The sequence below is a fragment of the Stenotrophomonas sp. MH181796 genome (assembly GCF_009659995.1).
GTDB classification, from domain to species: Bacteria; Pseudomonadota; Gammaproteobacteria; order Xanthomonadales; family Xanthomonadaceae; genus Stenotrophomonas; species Stenotrophomonas riyadhensis.
In genome coordinates this window covers 133,343-158,179 of the sequence record NZ_RAHU01000009.1, presented here as the reverse complement: position 1 = coordinate 158,179, position 24,837 = coordinate 133,343, and the positions used below count along the sequence as shown (strand labels likewise).

Genomic DNA, 24,837 nt, shown 5'->3' with positions numbered 1-24,837 from the left:
CTGCGGTCATCGCCTTGCCTCACAATAGGCGGATGAGCACACCCGACACCCGCAAAGCGCTGTGGCAGATCCACTTCTGTGTCCTGCTGTGGGGCGTCACCGCTATCCTCGGCAAGCTGATCACCCTGCCGGCGCTGCCGCTGGTGTGGTGGCGCATGCTGCTGGTGACGGCGATGCTGGCCCTGCTGCCGCGGGTCTGGCGCGGGTTGCGTACCCTGCCACTGCGACTGGTGGCCGGTTATGCCGGCATCGGCGCGCTGGTCGCCCTGCACTGGCTGACCTTCTACGGCGCGGTGAAACTGGCCAATGCCTCGGTGGCCGCCACCTGCATTGCACTGGCCCCGGTGTTCACCTCGATCATCGAACCCTGGGTGGCCAAGCGGCCGTTCCAGCTGCGTGAACTGGCGTTCGGCCTGGCGGTGCTGCCGGGCGTGGCACTGGTGGTCGGTGGCGTGCCCGATGGCATGCGCCTGGGCGTGTTGATCGGCGCGATATCGGCGCTGCTGGTGGCGGTGTTCGGCTCGCTCAACAAGCGCATGGTCAGCCACGCCGATCCGCTCACGGTCACCGCGCTGGAGCTGGGTGCGGGCACCCTCACCCTGACCCTGCTGGCACCGCTGATGCCCTACCTGCTGCCGGCGCTGGCCAGCCCACTGTGGGTGGTCCCGGACCTGCACGACGGCATCCTGCTGCTGGTGCTGGCCGGGTTCTGCACGCTGCTGCCGTTCGCCCTGGCCCTGGTCGCACTGCGCCACCTGAGCGCCTATACGGTGCAGCTGGTGACCAACCTGGAGCCGGTCTATGCGGTGGTGCTGGCGGTGGTGCTGCTGCGCGAGCAGCACGAAGTCACCCCGTGGTTCTACCTGGGCGTGGCGATCATCGTCGGCGCGGTATTCCTGCATCCGTTGTTGAACCGCCGCAAGCCGGTGCAGCATCCGGAAATTCTTGGTACGGCCGAAGCACGCAACATCGCCGATTGAGTGCCTCCGCGCCGGGCGTGGATGGCCGTATCAACGCTGCGGCCAGTGCCATGCAGGGGCATCCAGCAGGCCCTTCCCGCTCAACAGCGTGCGCCCCTGTTCCTTGTGCAGATGCAGCGAATGACAGCCGGGCGCCTGCTCCAGTGCTGCGATCAGGCGGCTGGCGTGTGAGACCACCCACACCTGGCTGCGTGCACTTGCAGCGATGATCAGTCGCGCCAGCGCTGGCAGCAGGTCCGGATGCAGGCTGGTCTCCGGCTCGTTGAGCACCAGCAGCGGTGGCGGGCGTGGCGTGTGCAACGCAGCGGCCAGCAGCAGGAAGCGCAGCGTGCCGTCGGACAGTTCGGCCATCGACAGCGGCCGCAGCAGCCCCGGCTGGTGGAAGCGCAGGGCCAATCGACCGTCCAGTTCCCCGAAGCCGACCGTGGCGCCGGGGAAGGCATCATCAACGCTGCGTGCCAACGCGACCGGATCTCCGACCTCGAGAATGGTCACCCAGGCCGCCGCCAGATCCCGCCCGTCGTGGTGCAGTACCGGCGTGCGCGTAGCCATCGCCGGCTGCCGCGCCGGGGCATCGGCATCACTGCGGAAATGGTCGTAGAAGCGCCAGCGGCGGATGTACTCACGCAAGGCGATGGTTTCCGGCATGCGCTGCGGATCGCCGACCTGGGTGAACAGGCTGTCGAACAGCGACAACCGGTCATCCACGAGATCCCAGCCGCGCGCATGGCGTTGCCGTACCATCGCCCCGCGACGATCGACCAGCAGATTGGCGCTGCGCAGGAACGGCCCGGCCCAGATCGCCTCGGCCTTGATCTGCGGATCCAGCGCAAACGCCGAACGGCTGGGTGGCGGGTAGCCCAGGTCGATGGCATAGCCGAACTCGTCGGTGGTGAAGCCCAGCTTCAGCCCCACCGATGACTGCCGGGGCCCTCCCTGCAGCGGGATCTCGCCGGCCGCGACCCGACGATCGATGGATTCGGGACCGGCCCACAGCGCCGAACCGAGCCCACCTTCACGGGCCAGCACCGCCGCGACGCCGCCCTGCGCGGTCTCCGCCAGCAGGCGCAGCGCGCGGTACAGGCTGGACTTGCCACTACCGTTGTCACCGGTCACCACGTTCAACTGCTGCAACGGCAGTACCAGCCCGTGCAGCGAGCGATAGTGGGCGATGGCCAGGGTCTGCAGCATGGCTGGTGTCCGTGGAAACAGGGACGTCATGCTGGCCGGTTCTGATCGCAGGAGCTGCGACGCGACGTGAATCGGGAAGAGCATCCACGCATGGCGTGGATCTACTGGAACGGCATCGAATCATCCGCACGTCGCATGCGTTCAGCGCGCGAGTCGCCGGTGTTTCAGCCCGCCAGCTCCACCCGGTTGCGGCCATTGCCCTTGGCGCGGTACAGCGCCTTGTCGGCACGGGCCAGCATCGCGTCCACGCTTTCACCGGCGTGATGCTGGGCAACGCCGATGCTGATCGTGACCGGGAAACCCAGCGGAAGATCCGCCACGGCCAGGCGCAGGAATTCGCATTGCAGTTCGGCCGTGCGCAGATCGGTGCCCGGCATCACCGCCACGAACTCTTCGCCGCCATAGCGCGCCGCCATGCCACGGCCAGCGAAATGCGAGCGCAGCAGCACGCCGAGCTCGGCCAGCACCCGGTCGCCGGTGGCATGCCCCTGGAAATCGTTGATGTGCTTGAAATGGTCGATGTCGAGCAGCGCCACGCAGGCCACGCCCGGTTGCCCATCGATCTCCACCACCGCCTCTTCCAGTGCCGCCGCCATCGCGCGGCGGTTGGGCAGGCCGGTCAACGCATCGGTGCGGCTCTGCTCGGCCAGGTCGGCATTCTGCGCCAGCAGCACGTCCTGGTACTCCGACAGCAGGCGCTCGTAGTCATCGCGTTCCAGCATGTGCTTCTGGATGTCGAGCGCGAAACGGCGCAGCTCCATCACCAGCATCACCTGCCGTGACAGTGCGGCCAGTGCCTCGGCCTTGTCGCTGGGCAGGTGCTGCGGATGTGCATCGAACACGCACAGCGTGCCCAGAGGCAGTCCATCGGAACTGATCAATGGCGCACCGGCGTAGAAGCGGATGTGCGGGTCGCCGGTCACTACCGGGTTGTCGTGGAAGCGGATGTCCTGCAACGCGTCCTCGACCACCATGATTTCCTGCGGCTGCAGGATGGCGTGGCCACACATCGATTCGCTGCGCAGGTTCTCCGCCGCGTCGATGCCCTGGATCGACTTGAACCACTGCCGTTCGACGTCGATGAGGGTCACCGCCGCCATCGAGGTACCGCAGACCGCCTTGGCGATCGCCACCAGGTCGTCGAATGACTTCTCGCGCTGCGAATCAAGGATCCGGTAGCGGTACAGCGCCTCGAGCCGAAGGGCTTCGTTGGCAGGCTTGTCGGGCTTGATCATGCAGCGTCACATTCCGGCAGGTCACTGCGGAGTCTAGCTGATGCCGGTGCGCAATCCGCACAACGGGGAGTGCCGGCCGCTGGCCGGCATCCCGCGCTCATTCGATGCCTGGTGCAGCCGGCCAGCGGCCGGCACTACCGCGCGTTACCAGTCCAGCTGCTTCGGCAGCAGGCCCTGCAGCTCCTGCTCGGTCAGGTTGCGCCACTGGCCCGGCTTCAGCGCACCGATCTTGATGTTGTCGATGCGCACGCGGCGCAACTGGGTCACGCGATAGCCGAATTCGGCGGCCATCAGGCGGATCTGCCGGTTCAGGCCCTGCTGCAGGGTGATGCGGAAACCGAACTTGGCGATGCGCGAGGTCTTGCACGGCAACGTCATCTGGTCGTGGATGCGTACGCCGCGCGCCATGCCACGCAGGAACTCGTCGGTAACCGGCTTGTTCACCGCCACCAGGTACTCCTTCTGGTGGCCGTTCTCGGCACGCAGGATCTGGTTGACGATGTCGCCGTTGCTGGTCATCAGGATCAGGCCTTCGGACTCCTTGTCCAGGCGGCCGATCGGGAAGATGCGCTGTTCATGGCCGACGAAGTCGACGATGTTGCCCTTGACCGAGGTTTCGGTCGTGCAGGTGACGCCCACCGGCTTGTTCAGCGCGATGTAGACGTGGCGGCGGGCGCCGGGCTTGCGTGCGACGCGCGCGCGCAGCGGCTGGCCGTCGACCAGCACCTGGTCTTCCTCGCCCACCACCGCACCGGTGCCGGCCGCGTGGCCGTTGACGGTGACGCGGCGGGCGGCGATCAGGCGATCGGCCTCGCGGCGGGAGCAGAAGCCGGTGTCGGCGATATGTTTGTTGAGTCGGGTGGTCATCGCCCTATTATCCGGCATCGCCGCCCGCTGCGCTTCATGCCGGGGCCGGCGGATCGAGCTCTTCGCCGTCGAACACCCGGTTGCGACCGGCGCGCTTGGCCACGTACATGGCATGGTCGGCCCGCCGCAGCAGCCCGGCCAGGTCGTCCTCGCCGGGCCGCCACTGCGCCAGTCCGATGCTGGCGGTCACCTCCAGCCCCGGCACCTGCAGCGCCCGCCCGGCCTCGGTGATGCGCTGGCGCAGGCGGTCCAGCCGCGCCGACGCCGCCTCGCGCGGCATGCCGGGCATCAGCAGCAGGAACTCCTCGCCGCCCATCCGCACCACTTCGTCCTGGCTGCGCACCGCAGCGCGCAGCGCGCGTGCCACCGCCACCAGTACCTGATCACCCACGGCATGGCCGTGACGGTCGTTGATGTCCTTGAACAGATCGATATCGAGGAAGCCGATCACCAGCGGGCCGCGCTCACGGTCAACCTGTGCCAGGTGACGGGCCAGCTGCTGCAGGCCGGCGCGGCGATTCGGCAGTCCGGTCAGGCCGTCGGTTTCGGCCAGCTGGCGCAGTTCATCGCGCTGCTGGCGCAGCCGGCCCAGCCGCTGGTTCATGGCATAGGCGGCCATCATCAACAGCCAGGTCACCGACAGCTGCAGTGCTTCGACCCGATACTCCAGCAGCCATTCCGCACGGCAGGCATCGGCGATGATCAGGACCAGCATCGGTGCCAATGCGGCCAGTCCAGCCTGCGCCCAACGGTCGCCACGCCAGCGGGCCCATACGCCCATCAGCAATGCCAGACCACACCCCAGCAGATAGGACACCTGCAGGCCCTGCGCGACCCAGGCCAGCTGTTCCCAGCGCAGCCACGGCACCAGTACGGCCAGCGCCAGCAGGCCCCACAGCACGGTCGCCTGCAGTGGCCGCGATCGTGGCCATACGCGGTCACCGCCGTTCAGCCGCCACAGTGCCGGCAGTACCAGCGCCTGGGTGGCAGCGGTCAGCGAGAGCAGCCACCAGGCCCCGCGCTCCCCAACCGGCAGCCACGGCTCCGGGTAGCCACTGAGGCCGCCGAGGATGGCCTGCCACAGCACCAGCACCGTGGTGCCGGCAACGTAGACCAGGAAACTGCGATCGCGCGTGGTCAGGAAGGCCATCAATGCCGACAGCGCCAATGCGATCGCCACAGCGATGCAGGCAGCACGCATCAGCAGGCGGGCGGTGTCGTTCTGCTGTACCGGGCTGGGCGCGCCCAGCCGCAGGGTCGGTACCCAGCGCGCCTTCAGCGGCGTCTGCCAGGAGACCAGGAACGGCGCGTGGCTGCCCGCCGGCGGCACCGCAACCAGGCCGATGCCTGCGCGGAAGCGCGAGTCGCGGGTGCGGGCGTCGTGCATGTTGCCGCAGATTTCGCGGTCGCCGTGCTGGACCCGCACTTCGCCGGCAAAGACATTGAATACATCCAGCGCCTGTGGCTGGCCCGACCAGCCTTCCTGCGGAGCCGGTACCAGCACCTGCTGGCGGGAACCGGACAGCATCTGCGGCGTGCATGCTCGATGTGGGGTCGGTTCGTCGGTGGCGCCCCCCACCAGCAGATAATCGCGGCCCGACACGGCCACGGCGGCCTGAAGCGGCCACGGCATCGCCAACCACACCAGCAGTACGACCAGCACCGCTCCTGTTCCGTACTGCCACTGCCTGACGCCCACGCCACATCCTGTTCCTGCTTACGTCCGCGCCCACTGCGCGTCGCCCCTGGCGCGCATTATCGCAGCCGGACGTGCGTCGCACGTGTAGACCAAAGTCGCCGCCAAGCCATTCAGCCAGCCCCCTGCGGCCCTTTCACCGCGACCAGCCGCACCGGGCGCAGATCGGCCAGGGTCATCCGTTCCAGCGGCTGCGGCCGCTCGATCGCGTAGCCCTGCAGGCCCTGCACACCGAGCCGGGTCAGCGCACCCGCCACTTCGGCGGTCTCCACCCATTCGGCCACCACCTCCATCTGCAGCTCACGTCCCAGCTCGCTGATCGCGCGCACGGTGGCGTGGCTGACCGGGTCGGTATCCATGTCGCGCACGAACGCACCATCGATCTTCAGGATGTCGGCCGGCAGCTGGCGCAGGTAGCCGAACGAGGACAGGCCGGAGCCGAAGTCATCCAGCGCCATCCGGCAGCCGCGCGCCTTCACGGCGTCGATGAACGCCCGGGCCTGACTGAGATTGCTGATCGCTGCGGTCTCGGTGATCTCGAAGCACAGCTTGGAGGCCAATGCGCGGTTGCGCTCGAGCAGGTCGCAGACGAAGGCAAGGAACCCCGGTTCGGCGATCGACTGCGCGGACACATTGACGTTGCACAGGCCCAGCTGGCGCACGTGCGCCGGGCATACCTGCAGGTGGCGGAACAGCAGCCCGAGCACGTGCCGGTCCAGCGCCACCGCCATGCCGTATCGCTCCACCGCCGGCATGAACTGGCCGGGCAGATGCAGGCTGCCATCGGTACCACGCATGCGCACCAGCACCTCGTAGTGCAGGTAGGACGGATCGCCCACGCGGGCGATGCGCTGTGCATACAGCAGCATGCGGTTTTCGGCCATCGCCAGGCTGACGCCCTGCAGGCGCTCGGCCTCCTGCCGCCGCTCCTCCAGCGCCATGCGGTTCTCATTGAAGCAGTGCACGCGGTTGCGCCCGGCCTGCTTGGCCGCATAGCAGGCGCTGTCGGCGGCACTCATCAACCAGTTCACGTCCGGCGCATCGGCACTGACCTCGACCACGCCGATGCTGCAGCTCAGCTGCGGACTGCCCTCGCTGATCGGGAAGGTCGCCTGCCCCAGGTTGCGGATCACCCGTTGCAGCACGCGCTTGGCTTCGTCCTGGCCGGCATGGGCGAGAAACACCGCGAACTCGTCGGCACCCAGCCGGCCGACCCAGTCGCCATCACGCACCGCCGCCACCAGGTAATCGGCGAAACTGCGCAGCATCTGGTCACCCGCAGCATGGCCGAAGCTGTCGTTGACCAGCTTGAAGTGATCCAGGTTGATGTAGCACAGCGAATGCGTGCCGCCCTCGCTGCGCACCTGCAGCAGCGAACGTTCCAGCAGCCGCTCGATCTCGCGACGGTTGATCAGGCCGGTCAGCGGATCGTGGCTGGCGTGATGCTCGATCTCACGTGCCAATGCGTGGTTCTGGCTGACATCCTCGATGATCGCGAACACCGACAGGCCACCACTGCTGTGCACGCCGGTACCACTCCAACGCCCCCAGACCAGGCTGCCGTCGCGGCGCCGGAAGCGCAGTTCGCTTGGCCGCAGCTGCCGGTCCCAGTCGATGCGGCCCACCCCATCGATGACCAGCTCGCCTTCCATCAGCAGGTCGTGCAGTGACATCTGCAGCAGCATGTCACGTCGATAATCGAGGATATCGGCCATCGCCTGGTTGGCTTCGATCACCTTGCCATCGGTGTCGAGCTTGAGCATGCCCACGTTGGCCTGGTAGAAGGCCGCACGAAAGCGGCTTTCGTGCTCGGTCAGATCCTTGCCGACACGACGCGCCAGCGCCACCGCCATCAGGCTGATCGCCAGCACCGACAGGCCACCGACCACCAGCGTCGCGATCCGTACCATCGTGGCCATCCGCAGCAGCGCCTGCGAGAACGCCTGCGCCAGTACCTGCAGCCGACGATCGAGATCGCGCAGCTGCTGCAGGTAACGGTCACGGACAGGCGCAGGCAAGGCGCTTTCGTCATGCCGCAGCTGCAGCTCGTCGACCAGGCGCTGCACCGCCATCAGGTCACCATCGGTCTGCCGCCACAACGCGGTCGCCTCGCGGAATGCGCCGATGTCACGTGCATGGCGGAAGGAGAACACCAGCCGCGGAATGTCGGCACGCGCGTTGCCGCCCTGCAGGAAACCCTGCCGGGCTTTGGCTTCATCCGGCTCGGCCTGTTCCAGCGCAAGCCGCGCCTGCAGATCACCCAATGGCACCTGCAGGGCCTGGCGTGCATCGTCCAGGTCCTGGGCATTCCCCCGCGCCAGATAACGGCTGAGCGCGGCGGTGGCTTCCTGCTGACCACGCGACCAGTAGCCCTGGCCGGCGATCCAGGCGGTGGAGGCCGCCTGCAGTTCCTGAATCAAGGCGGACAACGCGACCAATCCGATCGCCATGCCCGTCAACAACGCAAAGCGCAATCCCAGGCCACGGGTCATCGGCACCCGCCGGCTCTGCTGGTCCGTGCCACTTCTACCCATCCCGGATCCCCCCGAATGTGCTGCGGTGACAACCTCCCTTGGAACCGGCCCAGCCTATGACCGGCAATGTGTTGGCCATGCGAAAAAAGGGACGGAGGGGATTAAGTCGTTTTCGGCATAAGCGCGTGGCCTGCCATATACGACTTGATCCCCTCCGTCCCCTTTCCCAGCCCCGGAACGGACAACGCCAGCCCGAAGGCTGGCGTTGTCATCGCTACGTTGCCGCTCAGTAGCTGCGCGGGCCGCGCGGCTTGAAGCCGTCACGACGCGGCGGGCGGCTGTCGCGGTCACCGCCGCGGTCGCCACCGTGGCCACCCGGACCGCCCGGGCCACCACGACGCGGGCCACCCGGGCCGCCCGGACCACGCTTGTCAAAGCGCGGCTTGAACGGACGCGGGGCCGGGTTGGTGTCTTCACCCGGGGCCAGCGCACGCATCTGCAGCTGCTGGCCGGACACCCAGACCTTCTGCAGGTGCGACAGCACGTCCGGCGGCATCTGTGCCGGAAGGTCCAGCAGCGAGAAGTCATCGTGGATGTCGATGCGGCCGATGAAACGGCTTTCCAGGCCAGCTTCGTTGGCGATGGCGCCGACGATGTTGGCCGGCTTCACGCCGTGCTGGTGGCCGACCGAAATACGGTAGGTCTCCATGCCCTGCTCCGGCGCACCACGCGGCGGAACCTCGCGGCGCGGGCGCTGCTCGAAACCACCCTCGGCGTCGTCACGGCGCGGGCCACGCTCGAAGCGCGGACCACGCTCGTTGCGGTCGAAGCGATCACCGCGTTCCGGGCGGTCACCACGGTCGAAGCGTTCGCGCGGTGCGCGCTCTTCACGCGGGGCACGCACCGGCGGCTGCAGCAGGAACGGGGTGTCACCCTGCAGCATCTTGGCCAGCGCGGCAGCCACTTCAATGGCCGGCACGTTCTGCTCGTTCTCGAAACGCTCCAGCAGCTGGCGGTAGAAGTCCAGGCCACCGGCGCCGAGGGTTTCGCTGATGCGCGAGGTGAACTTGTTGATGCGGGTGTCGTTGACCGCTTCCACGCTCGGCAGCTGCATTTCTTCAATCGGCTGGCGGGTGGCGCGCTCGATCTGGCGCAGCATGCCCTTCTCGCGCGGGGTGGCGAACAGGATCGCCTCGCCGCTGCGGCCGGCACGACCGGTACGGCCGATGCGGTGCACGTAGCTTTCGGTGTCGTACGGGATGTCGTAGTTCAGCACGTGGCTGATGCGCTCCACGTCCAGACCGCGGGCAGCCACGTCGGTGGCGACCAGGATGTCCAGCTTGCCTTCCTTCAGCATGGCGATGGTGCGCTCACGCTGGGCCTGCTGCATGTCACCGTTGATCGCGGCAGCGGCCAGGCCACGGGCCTGCAGCTTGCTGGCCAGTTCTTCAGTGCCGGCCTTGGTACGCGCGAAGATGATCATCGCGTCGAACGGCTCGACTTCCAGGATGCGGGTCAGCGCGTCCAGCTTGTGCATGCCGCTCACCCACCAGTAACGCTGGCGGATGTTGGCCGAGGTGGTGGTCTTGGCCGCGATGGTCACTTCCACCGGGTCCTGCAGGTAGGTCTGCGCGATGCGGCGGATCTGCGGCGGCATGGTGGCCGAGAACAGGGCCACCTGGCGCTGCTCCGGCAGCTTCTTCAGCACGGCTTCGACGTCGTCGATGAAGCCCATGCGCAGCATTTCATCGGCTTCGTCCAGCACCAGCGTCTTCAGCTCGGACAGGTCCAGGGTGCTGCGGTCCAGGTGGTCGATCACGCGGCCGGGGGTACCGACCACGATGTGCACACCGCGACGCAGCGCCGACAGCTGCTGGCCGTACGGCTGGCCGCCGTACACCGGCAGCACGCGGAAGCCCGGGATCTTCGAAGAATAGGACTGGAACGCCTCGGCAACCTGGATGGCCAGTTCGCGGGTCGGTGCCAGGATCAGGGCCTGCGGCTTGATCTGCTGCAGGTCGATGTTGGACAGTACCGGCAGCGCGAAGGCAGCGGTCTTGCCGGTGCCGGTCTGGGCCTGGCCCAGCACGTCGCGGCCTTCCAGCATCGCCGGGATGGTGGCGGCCTGGATCGGCGACGGGGTTTCGTAGCCGATGGCAGTGACTGCCTGCATCACGGGCTCGGACAGGCCGAGCTGCGCAAACTGCAGCGGCGCTTGGGAATCTTGGGACATGGGGAACTCCGAAGGCACTGCCGTCTTCCTGGCAGTGCGATAAAAAAGGGATGGTCCGCGCTTTGGGCGCCCTTCTTATCGCGTGCCCTGGCGCTGCTCGGTCGGAGGAGATTTCACTCGCTCAGAGCGGAATGATACCGCATTGATCCTGAACAACGCGTACAGCTTTCCGTGCGCGTGCCGTCATGCCCCGCGCTGGCGCACAATACGCGCCCTCTTCCCCGGCCCGGCCACTGGCCTGCGCCCTCTTCCCAGGAACCCCGCTCCATGCAGATTCTCGAATTCGACCTCGACGGTGACTACGTCGAACTCAAGCAGCTGCTCAAGCTGGCCGACCTGGTCACCAGCGGCGGCGAGGCCAAGATGGTCATCGGCGATGGCCAGGTGCGGGTCGATGGCGAAGTCGAACTGCGCAAGGCCTGCAAGATCCGCGCAGGCCAGGTGGTCGAATTCGCCGACAGCCAGATCCGGGTGCTGGCCGCCGGATGATCTGAACGGGCTGATCTGAACCGGTTCAGGCCACGCGCTGGGTCAGGTGTGAGGCGATCAGCTGCCTGAACGGTGCCACGCCTTGTGCCAGACGCAGGCCCGCCGCGCGCAGCAGCCGCGCCGGGCGACGATCGTCGGTATACAGGCTGGCGATTGCATTGGTGGCCTCGTACAGCGGCCGCGACGCCAGCCGGTGACCACGCTGGTAGCTGGCCAGCATGCCAGCGGCGGCAATGTCGGCACCACGTCGCTGCTGCGCGACGATGCCCTGTGCGAGCCGCTGTGCGCTGGCCAGTCCCAGGTTGAAGCCATGCGCGGTGACCGGGTGCATGCCGACGGCGGCATCACCGATCAGCGCCGAACGCTCGCCGACGAAACGGTGCGCGTACACACCCACCAGCGGATACGCCTGCGGCGTGGCCACCGGCTGCATCCGGCCCAGGCGGTGCTCAAAGCAACCGCTGATGGCCTCACCGAAGGCCACCTCGTCCATCGCCAGCAGCTCCTCGATCTGCCGCGGCGGCAGCGTGATCACCGCCGATGCCTGGCCCTCGTTGAGTGGCAGCAGCGCCATGGTGCGGCCGTAGCCGAACCATTCCCAGGCAGTGTGGTGATGGTCGCGCTCGACCTGCATGCGGCACACCAGCATCGACTTGCCGAAGTCACGCATCTGCGCACCGATGCCGAGCATGCGGCGGGTGGCGGAGAAGCGGCTGTCAGCGGCGACCAGCAGGCGCGCGTGCAGTTGGCTGCCGTCATCGAGTGTGACCACGTGGCCCTGCGCATCGGCCTGCACGCCCAGCACCTTGCGCCCGTCGAACAGTTCCAGGCCGTCCTGCCCCTGCACGGCATCCCACGCAGCGCGGCGGATCAGATGGTTGGGTACCAGCCAGCCCAGCGGCTGGCCGTCGACCTGGCTGCTGGCGAAGGTCAGCGCGAACGGCGAGCCGCCGTTCATCACCTTGGCATCGCGCAGTTCAGCGACTTCGGCCTGCGGCAGGCGCTGCCACAGCCCCAGCTGCTCCATGCTCTGCCGCGAGGCATGGGTCAGCGCGATCTCACGGCCATCGAAGGCGGCTTCGGCCAGGGCCTGGCGCGGTTGAACTTCGACCAGCCCGACCTGCAGGCCACTGCCGGCCAGCGCGCGTGCGAAGCACAGACCCGCCGGTCCAGCGCCGACCACCACCACGTCCATCCTGCGCATGCGCGCCTCCTGCCGTTGATTCAGTCCGGGCCAGCATAGCGCCGCGCACCTGACCGGCCTTGATCTGGATCAGGCCGGGATCACAACAACGCGAACACCAGCGCCAGGATCGACAGCAGCGACACCGCCCAGACCAGGCTGCGCACGTAGGGCACGCCCGCGGCATACAGCGGCAGGTAGACCACGCGCGCCCAGAAGTAGGCCTGCGCGGCCAGCGCCGTGGTGTCGTTGCCGCGCCCGGCCACGACCACTGCGATGGCGGCGGCAGCGAAGAACGGGAACGTCTCCAGGAAGTTGGCCTGCGCACGCTGCAGGCGCCCGGCCAGCGGGCTGAGTGGCCTGGCTTCGCCATCACGCGCCGAGGCATTCCACTTCATCCCGCGCTCGCGGGTGACCACGGTGGAGGTAGCGAAGATGTAGACAAAGCCCAGCAGCACCGACCAGGCCAGCATCGTCAGTTCAGTTGCCATCGATCATCTCCTCAGGGTGCCGACGCACGCAGGCTGTAACCGGCCAGGCGCCACACCTGGTCCTCGTCGAAACGGAACGAGACGAGCTCGCGTACCGGCTGCGCGCTGTTGGCGAAACGGGTCGGGAAGCTGACGTTGATGTACAGCCCCTCCGGCACCGCGGCACCGGCGCTGTACTTGACCCGGGTGATGGTCGGCTGGCCACGCCCGGCCAGCGCGCCCAGGCGCGTGCGCTCGGCAGTCAACTGGCTGACGAAGGCGGCCTTCGGTACTGCACGGCGCGCGACGGCCGAAGCGCCATCCCACAACTCGCCTGCGCGGTTGGCATCGACCAGCTGCGCCGCCTTCACTGCGGCCGCGCCCATTTCCGCATCCTGCTTCTGCACCTGCGCCTGCTGCGCGGCAGTCAACGCCGGAGCGCCGGCCGTGGCCGGTTTCGCAGCCGCCGGCGATGCCGGTGCGGGGCGCGCGGGTGCCGGTGCAGGCGTGGCCGGCGCGGGTGCCTGCGCCAATGCGGTCAGGGGCAGCAGGGACAGCAGCAGGAGCACGCGCTTCATGGACACCGCCGGTTCTCGGGAAAGAACCGCAGTCTACGCCAGCGCGGTGAGCCGTTCGTCAGCGCGCGTGGGCGCTGCCTTCCACCGCTGCGGCATCGGCCTGCGCGGCAGGCGTGCCGGCGTCTGCTGGCGCCTGTTCGGCCACCGGCGGTGGCTCCGAAGGCGCAGGCGGCAGCGTTGCCACATCGATCTCCGACAGCGGGCTTTCTTCCGGGCACACCGCATCCGGGAAACCGAAGCGCTGCTTCAGTGCCTGGCCGCAGCTGTTGATCGATTCCATGTCGGCGCCTTCGCGCTTGCACTGCTGGTCGAAGGCGATCAGGAACGCGTCCTTGCGCTGCACGAAGTCATCGCCGCAGGCGCGCATCTGCTTGATCCGTTCCAGATCGTCCTGCACCGCGTTGGTGCCATCCAGACCGTACTGGCGTAGTTCGTCCGGCGTCAGCAGGCGCAGGCTGCGGTTGGGCACCGTCATCATCAGATCGGCCACGCCCACCGCCACGCCGTTGCGCTGCAGGTAGTCCTTTACGTTGTCGTAGACCTCGTGCAGCTCGCGGTTGAGCTCGGCGCGCGAGGTGGCCTTGGAACTGATGCGCATCATGCGGTGGATGCCGACCTTGCCCGACAGCAGGCGGTTGTCACCGGCGGCCAGCACGAACACGCACGCGCTGTGGCAGATCGAGCCCTCGCGCACCCAGATGGTCCAGCCCGATTCACCGATGCTGTCACCGGCGACGATCGCCGATTCCACCTGGCCGCCGCTGGAGTCCAGATCGAGGATGCGCTTGTGGATCTTCTGTTCATCGGCGACCACGGCAAGTCGCCACATCATTTCGGCGAAGCCCGGATTGATCTTGCCGGCGTAACGCACCCGCATCAGACCACGCTCGGCACACGGCGCCAGGGCCTGGGCAATCTGCTCGCGCTGCAGGCCCTCCAGCTCGACGCCATCGCCCGCCTCACCGGCGTACTCGGTACTGCAGCTGACCCAGGCGCGGCCATTCTCCAACTGCGCCTGCGGCCACGGCCGATCCGCCCGGCTGCGCGGCGGCGCCGGCGGTGGCGGTGCGTCAGCCGCATTGATCGACACCATGTTCTCGCCATCGCTGGCCGGCGCCCGCGCCGCCTTGTCGGCAGCGGTCACATTGCCCGGATTCTCCAGCTGACTGCAGCCCGCCAGGGCCAGGCACAACAGGGGCAACCAGCGGAATTTGGCGGACATCGGGCAACCGGGATTCATGGGAGCAAGAGCCACAGTCTACCCGTCCAGGGCGCGCATTCAGCGCGTGGCACTGAACCCCTTCTGACCCTTGGGAAAAAGCGTGCCGACCAAGGTCGCCACCCACCAACAGCATTGCGGAACGCCGTCCCAACAGGTCGCAGGAACCTGTCGAAGGCGGGGTGGGTCCGGTTGCAGGGGCGTGAGCGCCATGGATGGCGCGACCGAGCTTACAGGGACGTACTTGCAGCGCCCCCTGCAACCGGACCCACCCCGCCCACCCGCAGGAAGCCCGCTGTTGCTGTTGCTCTGGCCTCTGCGGGTGCAGGGCTGCAAGCCCTGCCAGAACCCCCTCCAGCATCCATGTCCGAATCCGGCGAGTATCCCCGCCCGCACACGCCTAGACTGGCGCCATGGACACCGCCCTCGCCCTCGACACCGCCGCCTGCGACCGCGCCCGCCTGGCCCGCGACGCACGCTTCGACGGCGTGTTCTTCACCGCCGTGCGCAGCACCGGCATCTATTGCCGTCCCGTGTGCCCGGCACCGCCACCGAAGCCGCGCAACATCACTTACTACCCGACCACGGCCGCGGCTGCGGCAGCCGGTTACCGCCCGTGCCTGCGCTGCCGCCCCGAGCTGGCACCGCAGGCGCAGCAGGCATTGGCCGGGCAGACCGTGCAGCGCGCACTGGCCCTGATCCATGGCGGCTACCTGCAGGAGCAGCCCGTCGCGGACCTCGCAGAGAAGATCGGCCTCAGCGCGCGCCAGCTGCAGCGCCTGTTCGTTGAACATCTGGGCGCAACGCCAGGGCAGATCCACGCCACCCATCGGCTGCTGCTGGCCAAGCAGCTGCTGACCGAGACCACGCTGCCGGTGACCGACGTCGCACTGGCCGCCGGCTACAACAGCCTGCGTCGTTTCAACACGGCCTTCCTGCAGGGCTGCGGCATGGCGCCGACCGCACTGCGTCGCCAGCACCAGCCGCTGGCCGCCGACGATGGCTGCCTGGTACTGCGTCTGGCATACCGGCCACCGCTGGATTTCCCGCGCATGCTGGCCTTCCTGCGCAAGCGCAGCTTGCCCGGCATCGAGCTGATCGGCGAAGACAGCTACCAGCGCGTGCTCGGCACGCCGGAGCGCCCCACCCTGCTGCGCGTCACCGCCGACCCGAAGCGCCCGGAACTGCGCCTGCAGCTGGGCGCGGTCGATCCGCGCCTGATCCCCGACATCGTGCGCCGCGTGCGTCGCGTGTTCGATCTGGATGCCGACCTGCAGCAGGTCCACGCCGCACTGGATGAGGAACCCTTGCTGGCGCGTGGCATCGCCGAGCGCCCCGGCCTGCGCGTACCCGGCGGCTGGGACGGCTTCGAGGTCGGCGTGCGCGCCGTACTCGGCCAGCAGGTCACCGTTGCCGCAGCCACGACCTTTGCGCGGCGACTGGTCGATGCTTATGGCGCGCACCTGCCGGGCATGCCGTCGGAATTCGATCGCCAGTTCCCCGCCCCCGAGGTGCTGGCTGGGGCGCCGCTGGAATCGATCGGCCTGCCGCGCAGCCGCGCCGCCACCGTACGCGCACTGGCCGCCGCCTGCGCCAGCGGCCAGCTCGACTTCGAGCCCGGTCAGGCATTGGAGGAATTCGTTGCGCGCTGCGTGGCACTGCCCGGCATTGGTCCGTGGACCGCGCAGTACATCGCCTTGCGTGGCCTCGGCCAGCCCGATGCCTTCCCTGCCGGCGACCTGGTGCTGCAGCAGGTCCTCGGCCACGCACAGGGCCAGCGCCTGAGCGAACGCGCGACCGAAGCGCGCTCGCAACCCTGGCGGCCGTGGCGCGCCTATGCCGTGCTGCACCTGTGGCACCTGTCCGGCACTTTCGTTGGAGAACCGACATGACCCTGTTGTTCGATCGTTTCGACAGCCCGATCGGCGTGCTGACCATCGCCGGTGACGAGCGTGGCCTGTCCCATGTGCTGTTCCCGGAGAACCGCCACCCGGCGCGCGGGCGCGACGACTGGCACTACGCGCCGGATGCACTGCCCGAAGCGCGCGAACAGCTGCTGCAGTTCCTGCACGGTGAACGCTGCAGCTTCGACCTGGAGCTGGCGCCACGCGGCACGCCGTTCCAGCTGCGGGTGTGGCAAGCGCTGGCGTTGATTCCGTTCGGCGAGACCTGGAGTTACCTGCAGCTGGCCCAGCACCTGGGGCAGCCCAGCGCGACCCGCGCGGTGGGCGCGGCCAATGGCCGCAATCCACTGCCGATCATCCTGCCCTGCCATCGCGTGATCGGCAGCAACGGGGCACTGACCGGCTTCGGCGGTGGCCTGGAAACCAAGGCCGCGCTGCTGCGACTGGAACAACGCCAGGCACCGCTGTTCGCCTGAGAGGGTTGGCCCGGCTGCGCCCGGCACCCGCAGAGGCTAGAGCAACAGCAACAGCGGGCTTCCTGCGCGGACCCACCCCGCCTTCGACAGGTTCCTGCGATCTGTCCGAACGTCATTCTGCGCGGCTGTGGGTAGATGTCGACCTTGGTCGACACGACAGATACACGCCATGCGTGGATGGAAGCATCAGGAATATGTCTGGAGAAAAGCCCCCTTCTTGTTGAAGGGGGCGCGCCGACAGGCGCGGGGATAAGGAAAAATGCGCGGACACGGCGCGCGATAGCGCGCCGTGTCTTGGGCGCGTCATTGCACCGGCTTATCATGCGCGGATGACTTCCGTACGCCTGACCTGCGCGCTGGCGCTGCTGCTGCCATTGGCCGCCTGCACCACCACGCCCGCCCCTACCGCCTCCGTTCCCACGTCCGTCGCTGCGGCCGCGCCGCCGAAGCTGCTGCTGATCTCGATCGACGGCCTGCGCGCCGACGCACTCGATCGCGGCCTGACCCCGAACCTGCAGCGCCTGATCGACGGCGGCGTGCGTGCACGCTGGATGACCCCGTCCTATCCCTCGCTGACCTTCCCCAACCACTACACCATCGTCACCGGCCTGCGCCCGGACCACCACGGCATCGTCAACAACAGCATGGACGATGAAGCACTGGGCCGGTTCGAGCTGAGCAACCGCGAAGCGGTCACCACCAGCGGCTGGTGGGGCGGCGAACCGATCTGGGTCGGCGCCGAGAACGCCGGGGTTCGTTCGGCCACCACCTCGTGGCCGGGCAGCGAATCGGAAATCCGCGGTGTGCGCCCGAGCCAGTGGCGCGTCTACGACGGCAAGGAACCGCTGGAGCAGCGCGCCGGCATCGTGCTCGATTGGCTTGCACAGACCGACGCCGATGCCCCCCGCCTGACCACGCTGTACATGGAACACGTGGACAAGGCCGGCCACAACTACGGCCCCGAATCGAAGCAGTATGCCAACGCCATCGTGCGCGCGGACCAGATCGTCGGCCAGGTGCTCGATGGCCTGCAGCAGCGCGGCCTGGCCGCGACCACCAACGTGATCGTGGTCTCCGACCATGGCATGGCCAGCGTCCCGGTCGGCCAGGTGATCTCCACCGAATCAATGGCCGCCCCGGCCATCGCGCGCAATGTCAGCCAGGGCCAGTCGGTGGGCTTCGCGCCGGTGGCTGGCCATGAGGCCGCCGCCGAGCACGCCCTGCTCGGTCGTCACGCGCACTACGAGTGCTGGAAAAAAGAGAACCTGCCGCCGCGGCTGCACTACGGCACCCACCCGCGCATTCCCGCCATTGTCTGCATGATGGATGAAGGCTGGGACGCCCTGCATCAGGAAAAGATCGCCAAGCGAGACCATCAGGATCGCGGCTCGCATGGCTACGACAATGCCCTGCCCTCCATGCGCGCGGTGTTCGTGGCCAGCGGCCCGTCGTTCCGCCAGGGCCTGGTGATCGACGGCTTCGACAATGTCGACGTCTACCCACTGCTGGCGCACCTGCTGCAGGTGCCGGCCGCGCCGAACGATGGCAATCCGGAAACGCTGAAGAAAACCCTGCGCTGACGCTCCTGTAGAGCCGAGCCCATGCTCGGCTGGCCGAATGCAGCCGAGCATGGGCTCGGCTCTACATAGAATCGTGTGCCGGCCTGCGCGCGGGCACAAAAAAACGCGGCGCCAGGCGCCGCGTTTTTCGTTGAACCGGCCTGGGCCGGATCAGGCCTTGGCGACGGCCTTCTTCGCCACAGCCTTCTTCGCCGGAGCCTTGGCCACGGTCTTCTTGGCAACCGGAGCAGCGGCGCCTACGGCGACCTTGCTCGCGGTGTGCGAACGGGCGTTGCCGTAGCTGGCGTTGTAGCGCTTGCCCTTGGCGGTCTTGCGGTCACCCTTACCCATGTCTTCAACTCCTCAAATGTGAAATCTGGTTACCCCGTACTGACACGGGTTCGGCGGGGCCGCCTTGCTGGGCGCCCCCGCGCACGATCGAAAATCCTATCACGGAGCGCCTAGTGCGCGCAGCTGGCGTCGTGCACGTGACCGTGGTTGAGGCGCAGGTTGACCAGGTGGGCCACACCCACCAGCAGTCCGCCGATGGTCATCACCACCGCGTGTGGCACCGCATTGTGGTGCAGCGGGTCGTACAGCACGCCGGCCCACAACGCGACCAGGCCGGGAATCAGGAAGCCCAGCGCACGCAGCGCACCGTGCCGGCGGTAGCCCCAGACCAGGCTGAACAATCCGAGCAGGGTGACGAACACCACCAGCGCCTGTTCCACCCCATCGCTCAGCCAGAACGACAGGCCCAGCGACGGCGCCGCGGCCAGCAGCACGGGGATCACCGCGCAGTGCACCGCGCACAGCATCGAACCGGTGGCGCCGAAACGGTCTAGCAGGTGGCGCAGGCGTGAGGACAGGGACATGACTTCCAGCAGGGTCGGCGAATCGTTATGGAATAATATAACATCCGTTCCCGACCCGCACGGTTTCCCTCCCCCTGTCCCGCTGACGGGATACGTGCGCCCAGCGATTGATACACTGTAACAAAGGACCCGCTCCATGCCCGCCCACACCCCGCGGTTGAAGCCGCATTCCCTTGCTCTGGCCCTCGCCGCCCTGCTGCCTTCGGTTGCCTTTGCCGCCGGCGATGACAGCGCTCATCGTGACCGCCACCTGACCGAACTGTCGTCGGTGCAGGTGACTGCCTCGCCGCTGCAGGGCGATGCCGAATCGCTGGCGCGCCCGGTCGAGGTGCTGGCCGGCGAACGCCTGGACGAGCAGAAGGCCGGCACCCTCGGCGATACCGTGGCCAAGCTGCCCGGCGTGCAGAGCACCTTCTTCGGCCCGGGCGTCGGCCGCCCGATCATCCGCGGCCAGGAAGGCCCGCGCGTGGCCGTGCTGTCCAATGGCATGGGCAACATGGATGCCTCCACCGTCAGCGCCGACCATGCCACCAGCATCGAGCCGTTCCTGGCCGACCAGATCGAAGTGCTGAAGGGCCCGGCCACGCTGCTGTTCGGCAGTGGCGCCATCGGTGGCGCGGTCAATGTGGTGGATGGCCGCATCGCCCGCGAGCTGCCGGAGCGCCCGCTCAGCGGCCGCGCCGAGCTGCGCGGCAATTCGGTGAACAACGAGCGCAGCGGCATGTTCCGCCTCGATGGCGTCAGCGGCAATGTCGTGCTGCATGTGGACGGCCTGGTGCGCAATGGCGACGACTACCGCATTCCCGGCTATGCAGTGATCGACAGCCTTGAAGACCATCACGATCACGACCATGACCACGCGGGCGAAGAAGGCGAAGAACCGCGCCGCGGCCGCCTCGACAACAGCTCGATCCGCACCCGCGCCGGCGGCGTCGGCGCGACCTGGCTGGGCGACGGCGGCTACTTCGGCGTATCGGCCAGCACCTATCGCACCAACTACGGCATTCCCAATGGCGCGCACGTGCATGCCGATGGCGATGATCATGGCCATGACCACGGCCACGACCATGGCGATGAAGAGGAAGGCGGCGACGAGCATGACGTGCGCATCGACATGGTGCAGAACCGCTTCGAGACCAAGGCCGGCATCTACAACCCGGTCTCGTTCCTGAAGAACATCAATGCACGCGTGGCCTACACCGACTACGAACACGTGGAGCTGGAAGCCGGCACGCCGTCCACCCGCTTCACCAACCGTGGCATCGAGGCGCGCCTGGAGGCCGTGCAGCAACAGATCGGCGGCTGGGACGGCGCCTTCGGCCTGCAGTTCGGCAACAGTGATTTCGGTGCCAAGGGCGAAGAGGCGTTCGTTCCGGATACCGGCACGAAGAACATCGGCCTGTTCGTGCTGCAGGAAAAGCAGTTCGGTCCGTTCAAGCTGGAACTGGGCGGCCGCCACGACCAGGTCAAGCTGGACCCGACCGGTGACTATCGCCGCCGCACCTTCGGCGCCACCAACCTGTCTGCGGCCGGCATCTGGAAGCTCAACGATGCCGTTGACCTGCGCATCGGCGTGGACAGCTCCGAGCGTGCACCGACCAACGAAGAGCTGTATGCCGCCGGCGCACACATCGCCACCCGCTCGCTGGAAATCGGTGACGCCAACCTGAAGACCGAGCGCGGCCAGCGCGTGGAACTGGGCATCCACACCCACAGCGAACGCCTGGACTTCTCGGCGTCGGTCTACCAGACCAAATTCAAGGACTTCATCTACCTGGCCGACACCGGCGTTACCGAGGGTCTGCCGGTCCGCGCCTGGACGCAACAGGATGCGGTGTTCCGCGGTGCCGAAGCCGAAGCGCTGGTGCATCTGTTCGAAGGCGGCGCCGGTGATTGGGACCTGCGCGTGTTCGGCGACTACGTGAAGGCCAAGCTTGATGGCAACGGCAGCCGCAACCTGGACATCGCCGTGCCGCATGGCGACCACAACCACAACTACAGCGTGGAGCTGGCCAACACCGGCTACCTGCCGCGCATCGCCCCGGCCCGCGTCGGCGCCGACCTGCGCTGGTCGAAGGACGGCTGGCGCGCCTCGGTCGGTGCGGTCCGCTACAGCCGCCAGAAGGATGTCGCCCAGAACGAAGCGCCGAGCGACGGCTACACCCTGGTCGACGCGCATCTGGCCTACCGCTGGGATCGCAACGCGAGCAACAGCTACGAGGTGTTCCTGGATGGCAGCAACCTGACCAACCGCGAAGTGCGTCCGCATACCTCGCTGCTGCGTGATTACTCGCCGCTGCCGGGCCGTGGTGTCGCATTCGGCATCCGCGCGTTCTTCTGACCGGGCTACGCCGTCGGAACGTTACCTAAGGGGGCCGGAAGGCCCCCTTTTTCTGTCGCATATGGCATGAACTGGTGAAAATGGTGCTATGCCTCCGCGACACCATCCGTTGCGCAGCTAGACTCAATCAGGCGTCAATTCAATAGACAAACTGAGCGGAAACACCTGCATGGCCATGAGTCTCGATGCCGAACTGGAAGAACGCTTCCTTGCAACCGCCAAGCGTGGGAGAACCGCTTGGCTGGCCGGCGACATTGCGGAGGCAGAGCATCGCTTCCTTGAAAGCTGGGACATGATTCCGGAGCCGAAATCTGCTTATGAATACGGCCAGATTTCATCGTATGGAATAGCCATCTTCTATCGCGATACCGCTCAGTTTGAAAAGGCCAGAGAGTGGGCGATGGTCGCCAGAGGCATCTATGGAGAAGGCGAAGCCTCGAGCGAGTACATGGATGAACTTGCAGCCACCATCCAGTTCGAATCGGGAAATCTGGATGCGGCCTACGCCTTGTTCGAACCCCAGTACCGGAAGTACGGCCGTCGCGTCTTCGAGGGCCACAAGAAAGAGTTCATCGCTTTCATCAAGAACAGGAAGAAGACTTGATGAGCGGATCAGCCAGCCACTAGCCAGATCCCTTCTGCGCCAGCTTTTCATCCACGCATGGCGTGGATCTACTGCGTCCTGAAGGAGCGTTCGAGCTTCCGTCTTCGTTCCAGCAGGATCCATCACACACCCGTCACAAAGATGTGCGTACCACAACAAGCGGACAATCCCGTCACTCAAAGTCTCGCCAATCGGACACTTTTGTCCGAAAATAATTCCATGACTGCCCAACGTGCCGATGCTGCTGCCCGCCGTGCCCTCATCCTCGATGCCGCCGATCACGTGTTCGGCCAACATGGTGTCACCGCCCCGCTGGACCTGGTGGTCGAACGCGCCCAGGTGGGCCGCGCCACCCTGTACCGCAACTTCCCCGACCGCACCGCGCTGATCCAGGCCCTGCTGCAACGTACGGTCGACCGTATCCGGCGCCAGGTCGAGCAGCTAGGCGACCGCGACGATGCCCTGTTCGAAGTGTTCGAGGGTATGGCCCAGCGCATCATCGATTCGCCGGCACTGGCCGATTACTGGCGTGCAGTCGATTCGGACGTGCCGGCCATGCGCACCGCGCGCGAGACCGTGCGCGATCTGCTGGAAGCACCGATCGCCCGTGCCAAGGCCGCCGGCCTGTGCCGTGCCGACCTGGAGAAGACGGATATTTCACTGATCTCGGGCATGCTGGGCGCGGCCCTGCGCGGCAAGACCCGCGACGAGCGCGCCCACCTGGCCGGGCGTGCCCTGCAGCTGCTGCGCGGGGGTCTCCAGGGAGCAACCAGCGAGGCCCGCTGATGGTCCAGCCGTATCTGAAGCCGGTTCCGGATTGGGAGGAGCACGAGAAGCCGACCATGCCCGGTTCGGCGTCGATGCCCTGGCACCCACCGTATCGACGCGTGGCCTATGCACTGGTGTCGCTGCTGGTGGCGATCACCGGTGGCCTCGGCAATGCGCTGGTCACCGCCAACCTGCCCTTCCTGCAGGGCCAGCTGGCACTGACCCCGACCCAGGGCAGCTGGCTGGTGGCGGCCTATGCAATGGTCAACGTCACGGCCAACCTGCTGGCCTTCAAGTTCCGCCAGCAGTACGGCATCCGCCTGTTCGCCGAGATCGGGCTGGGCCTGTACGCGGCGCTGGCGGTACTGCACCTGTTCGTCGGCAGCTTCGAGACCACGATGCTGACCCGCGCCGCCAGCGGCTTCGCGGGTGCGGCCTGTTCGACACTGGGCACGCTCTACATGCTGCAGGCGCTGCCGCGCCGCTTTACCGGCAATCTGCTGGTGGTTGGCGTCGGCCTTTCGCAGCTGGCGGTGCCGATCGCCTGGATCGTTTCACCAGGCCTGGTCGATACCGGCCAATGGCACCAGCTCTACTCATTCGAAGCCGGGCTGGCACTGTGCGCGTTCGCGGCAGTGGTGGTGCTGAAGCTGCCGCCCGGCATCCAGGTGAAGGCGTTCGAACCGCTGGACTTCCTCACGTTCGCCCTGCTTGCACCGGCCGTCGCACTGCTGGTGATCGTGCTGGCGCAGGGCTACACCCGCTGGTGGCTCAACACGCCATGGCTGGGCTGGGCGCTGGTCGCCTCGATCGTGCTCTCCACCACTGCCTTCATCATCGAACACTACCGGCGCAATCCACTGCTGCAGATCCGCTGGCTGTCGAAGCTGCCGGTGCTGCACTTCATCGTCGGCGCGTTCCTGATCCGCTTCCTGACCACCGAGCAGTCCTATGGCGTGGTCAACCTGATGCGCACGCTGGGCATGGGCCCGGACCAGATGCGCCCGCTGTTCGTAGTGATCCTCGCGGGCGTGGTCACCGGCATCGCCGGTGCCTCGCTGACCTTCGGCCCGAAGCGGCTGATCGCGCAGCTGCTGATGGCGATCCTGCTGCTCGGCGCTGCCGCCTTCTTCGATCAGCACCGCACCAGCATGGATCGGCCGCACGACTTCTACGTCAGCCAGTTCCTGGCCTCGGTGGGTGCCGGCATGTTCATGGGCCCGTTGATCATGCTCGGCATTTCCGCCGCGCTGAAACAGGGCGTGGACCACATGATCACCTTCCTGGTGACGCTGTCGATCACACAGACGCTGGGTGGCCTGGCCGGCTCGGCGGTGCTGGGCACCTTCCAGCTGCACCGCGAGCAGCTGTACTCCAGTGCATTGACCAGCCAGCTCGACCCGGCCGACCCGGTGGTGGCGCAGCGCCTGCGCATCCAGCAGCAGCTGTACAGCGCACAGATCACCGACCCGGTGCTGCGCAGCGCGCAGGGCAGCGCGCAGCTGGCGCAGACCACGCGCCGCGAAGCCAATGTGCGAGGCTTCAATGACGTGTTCACGCTGAGCGGATGGCTGGCGATCGGCTTCCTGTGCTGGTTGCTGCTGCTGTCGCTGCGCACCGCCGTGCTCAAGCAATGGCGCAAGCGCCACCCCACTTCCCCCGCTGCGGTCACGCCGGCCGCGCCCCGCTGAGTCC

21 protein-coding genes are annotated in these 24,837 nt (G+C 67.3%); 9 read left to right on the top strand and 12 right to left on the bottom strand.

The annotated features are described in order from the left end of the window. Nucleotides 1-32 precede the first annotated feature (32 nt). Nucleotides 33-980: a DMT family transporter gene (locus D5301_RS21910; RefSeq protein ID WP_032128349.1), complete on the top strand. Its 948-nt coding sequence runs from the start codon at nt 33-35 to the stop codon at nt 978-980. A 30-nt stretch (nt 981-1,010) separates the two neighbouring features. On the opposite strand, the gene D5301_RS21905 is transcribed toward D5301_RS21910, so the two are convergent. The 6 genes from D5301_RS21905 to D5301_RS21880 form a co-directional block, all read right to left on the bottom strand. Then, on the bottom strand, nt 1,011-2,171 hold the full coding sequence (locus D5301_RS21905; RefSeq protein WP_153856878.1) for an AAA family ATPase: 1,161 nt from the start codon (nt 2,169-2,171) through the stop codon (nt 1,011-1,013). A 164-nt stretch (nt 2,172-2,335) separates the two neighbouring features. Next, nucleotides 2,336-3,406: a sensor domain-containing diguanylate cyclase gene (locus D5301_RS21900; RefSeq protein ID WP_110711684.1), complete on the bottom strand. Its 1,071-nt coding sequence runs from the start codon at nt 3,404-3,406 to the stop codon at nt 2,336-2,338. A gap of 144 nt (nt 3,407-3,550) precedes the next feature. Beyond that, nucleotides 3,551-4,273: a pseudouridine synthase gene (locus tag D5301_RS21895; RefSeq protein WP_049424580.1), complete on the bottom strand. Its 723-nt coding sequence runs from the start codon at nt 4,271-4,273 to the stop codon at nt 3,551-3,553. 34 nt (nt 4,274-4,307) lie between these two features. Beyond that, on the bottom strand, nt 4,308-5,972 hold the full coding sequence (locus tag D5301_RS21890) for a diguanylate cyclase (RefSeq protein ID WP_324187372.1): 1,665 nt from the start codon (nt 5,970-5,972) through the stop codon (nt 4,308-4,310). A gap of 110 nt (nt 5,973-6,082) precedes the next feature. Then, complete coding sequence (locus tag D5301_RS21885; RefSeq protein WP_153856877.1) at nt 6,083-8,503, bottom strand: EAL domain-containing protein; 2,421 nt, start codon at nt 8,501-8,503, stop codon at nt 6,083-6,085. 226 nt (nt 8,504-8,729) lie between these two features. Further along, on the bottom strand, nt 8,730-10,676 hold the full coding sequence (locus tag D5301_RS21880; RefSeq protein WP_075674956.1) for a DEAD/DEAH box helicase: 1,947 nt from the start codon (nt 10,674-10,676) through the stop codon (nt 8,730-8,732). A 267-nt stretch (nt 10,677-10,943) separates the two neighbouring features. Between D5301_RS21880 and D5301_RS21875 the strand changes: the two genes are divergently transcribed. Then, entirely contained in the window at nt 10,944-11,165 is a 222-nt protein-coding gene (locus D5301_RS21875) for an RNA-binding S4 domain-containing protein (RefSeq protein ID WP_010486399.1), read from the top strand. A gap of 25 nt (nt 11,166-11,190) precedes the next feature. On the opposite strand, the gene ubiM is transcribed toward D5301_RS21875, so the two are convergent. The 4 genes from ubiM to D5301_RS21855 all read right to left on the bottom strand — a co-directional run bounded on the left by ubiM (nt 11,191) and on the right by D5301_RS21855 (nt 14,618). Then, the gene (ubiM, locus tag D5301_RS21870) at nt 11,191-12,369 is read right to left on the bottom strand and encodes a 5-demethoxyubiquinol-8 5-hydroxylase UbiM (protein WP_110711681.1); all 1,179 of its coding nucleotides are present in this window, start codon (nt 12,367-12,369) and stop codon (nt 11,191-11,193) included. An 80-nt stretch (nt 12,370-12,449) separates the two neighbouring features. Beyond that, nucleotides 12,450-12,839: an MAPEG family protein gene (locus tag D5301_RS21865; RefSeq protein WP_032128357.1), complete on the bottom strand. Its 390-nt coding sequence runs from the start codon at nt 12,837-12,839 to the stop codon at nt 12,450-12,452. Nucleotides 12,840-12,850: 11 nt separating this feature from the next. Then, nucleotides 12,851-13,396: a DUF4019 domain-containing protein gene (locus D5301_RS21860; protein ID WP_032128358.1), complete on the bottom strand. Its 546-nt coding sequence runs from the start codon at nt 13,394-13,396 to the stop codon at nt 12,851-12,853. Between the two features lie 58 nt (nt 13,397-13,454). After that, entirely contained in the window at nt 13,455-14,618 is a 1,164-nt protein-coding gene (locus D5301_RS21855) for a hypothetical protein (RefSeq protein WP_153856876.1), read from the bottom strand. A 410-nt stretch (nt 14,619-15,028) separates the two neighbouring features. On the opposite strand from D5301_RS21855, the gene D5301_RS21850 reads away from it, so the two are divergent. From D5301_RS21850 to D5301_RS21840, 3 genes are all read left to right on the top strand, one after another. Next, nucleotides 15,029-16,507 carry a DNA-3-methyladenine glycosylase 2 gene (locus D5301_RS21850; RefSeq protein ID WP_153856875.1) on the top strand — a complete coding sequence of 493 codons (1,479 nt, stop codon included), beginning with the start codon at nt 15,029-15,031 and terminating at the stop codon, nt 16,505-16,507. Beyond that, complete coding sequence (locus tag D5301_RS21845; RefSeq protein WP_110711676.1) at nt 16,504-16,995, top strand: methylated-DNA--[protein]-cysteine S-methyltransferase; 492 nt, start codon at nt 16,504-16,506, stop codon at nt 16,993-16,995. The genes D5301_RS21850 and D5301_RS21845 overlap by 4 nt, the downstream gene beginning before the upstream one ends. Nucleotides 16,996-17,324: 329 nt before the next feature. Continuing rightward, nucleotides 17,325-18,575, top strand: coding sequence for an ectonucleotide pyrophosphatase/phosphodiesterase (locus D5301_RS21840; protein WP_153856874.1), 1,251 nt, complete (start codon nt 17,325-17,327; stop codon nt 18,573-18,575). A 150-nt stretch (nt 18,576-18,725) separates the two neighbouring features. Here D5301_RS21840 and D5301_RS21835 read toward each other — a convergent pair whose 3' ends face one another. Both D5301_RS21835 and D5301_RS21830 read right to left on the bottom strand, forming a co-directional pair. Beyond that, entirely contained in the window at nt 18,726-18,905 is a 180-nt protein-coding gene (locus D5301_RS21835) for a 30S ribosomal protein THX (protein WP_004150462.1), read from the bottom strand. Between the two features lie 110 nt (nt 18,906-19,015). After that, nucleotides 19,016-19,429: a MerC domain-containing protein gene (locus tag D5301_RS21830; protein ID WP_008264835.1), complete on the bottom strand. Its 414-nt coding sequence runs from the start codon at nt 19,427-19,429 to the stop codon at nt 19,016-19,018. A 136-nt stretch (nt 19,430-19,565) separates the two neighbouring features. On the opposite strand from D5301_RS21830, the gene D5301_RS21825 reads away from it, so the two are divergent. The 4 genes from D5301_RS21825 to D5301_RS21810 all read left to right on the top strand — a co-directional run bounded on the left by D5301_RS21825 (nt 19,566) and on the right by D5301_RS21810 (nt 24,833). Continuing rightward, nucleotides 19,566-21,770 carry a TonB-dependent receptor gene (locus D5301_RS21825; protein ID WP_153856873.1) on the top strand — a complete coding sequence of 735 codons (2,205 nt, stop codon included), beginning with the start codon at nt 19,566-19,568 and terminating at the stop codon, nt 21,768-21,770. 169 nt (nt 21,771-21,939) lie between these two features. Further along, nucleotides 21,940-22,374, top strand: coding sequence for a hypothetical protein (locus D5301_RS21820; RefSeq protein WP_153856872.1), 435 nt, complete (start codon nt 21,940-21,942; stop codon nt 22,372-22,374). 219 nt (nt 22,375-22,593) lie between these two features. Further along, a complete protein-coding gene (locus D5301_RS21815; protein ID WP_010483118.1) occupies nt 22,594-23,160 on the top strand; it encodes a TetR/AcrR family transcriptional regulator in 567 nt (188 codons plus the stop codon). Next, nucleotides 23,160-24,833: an MFS transporter gene (locus D5301_RS21810; protein WP_153856871.1), complete on the top strand. Its 1,674-nt coding sequence runs from the start codon at nt 23,160-23,162 to the stop codon at nt 24,831-24,833. Before D5301_RS21815 ends, D5301_RS21810 begins: the two co-directional genes overlap by 1 nt. Nucleotides 24,834-24,837: the final 4 nt, after the last annotated feature.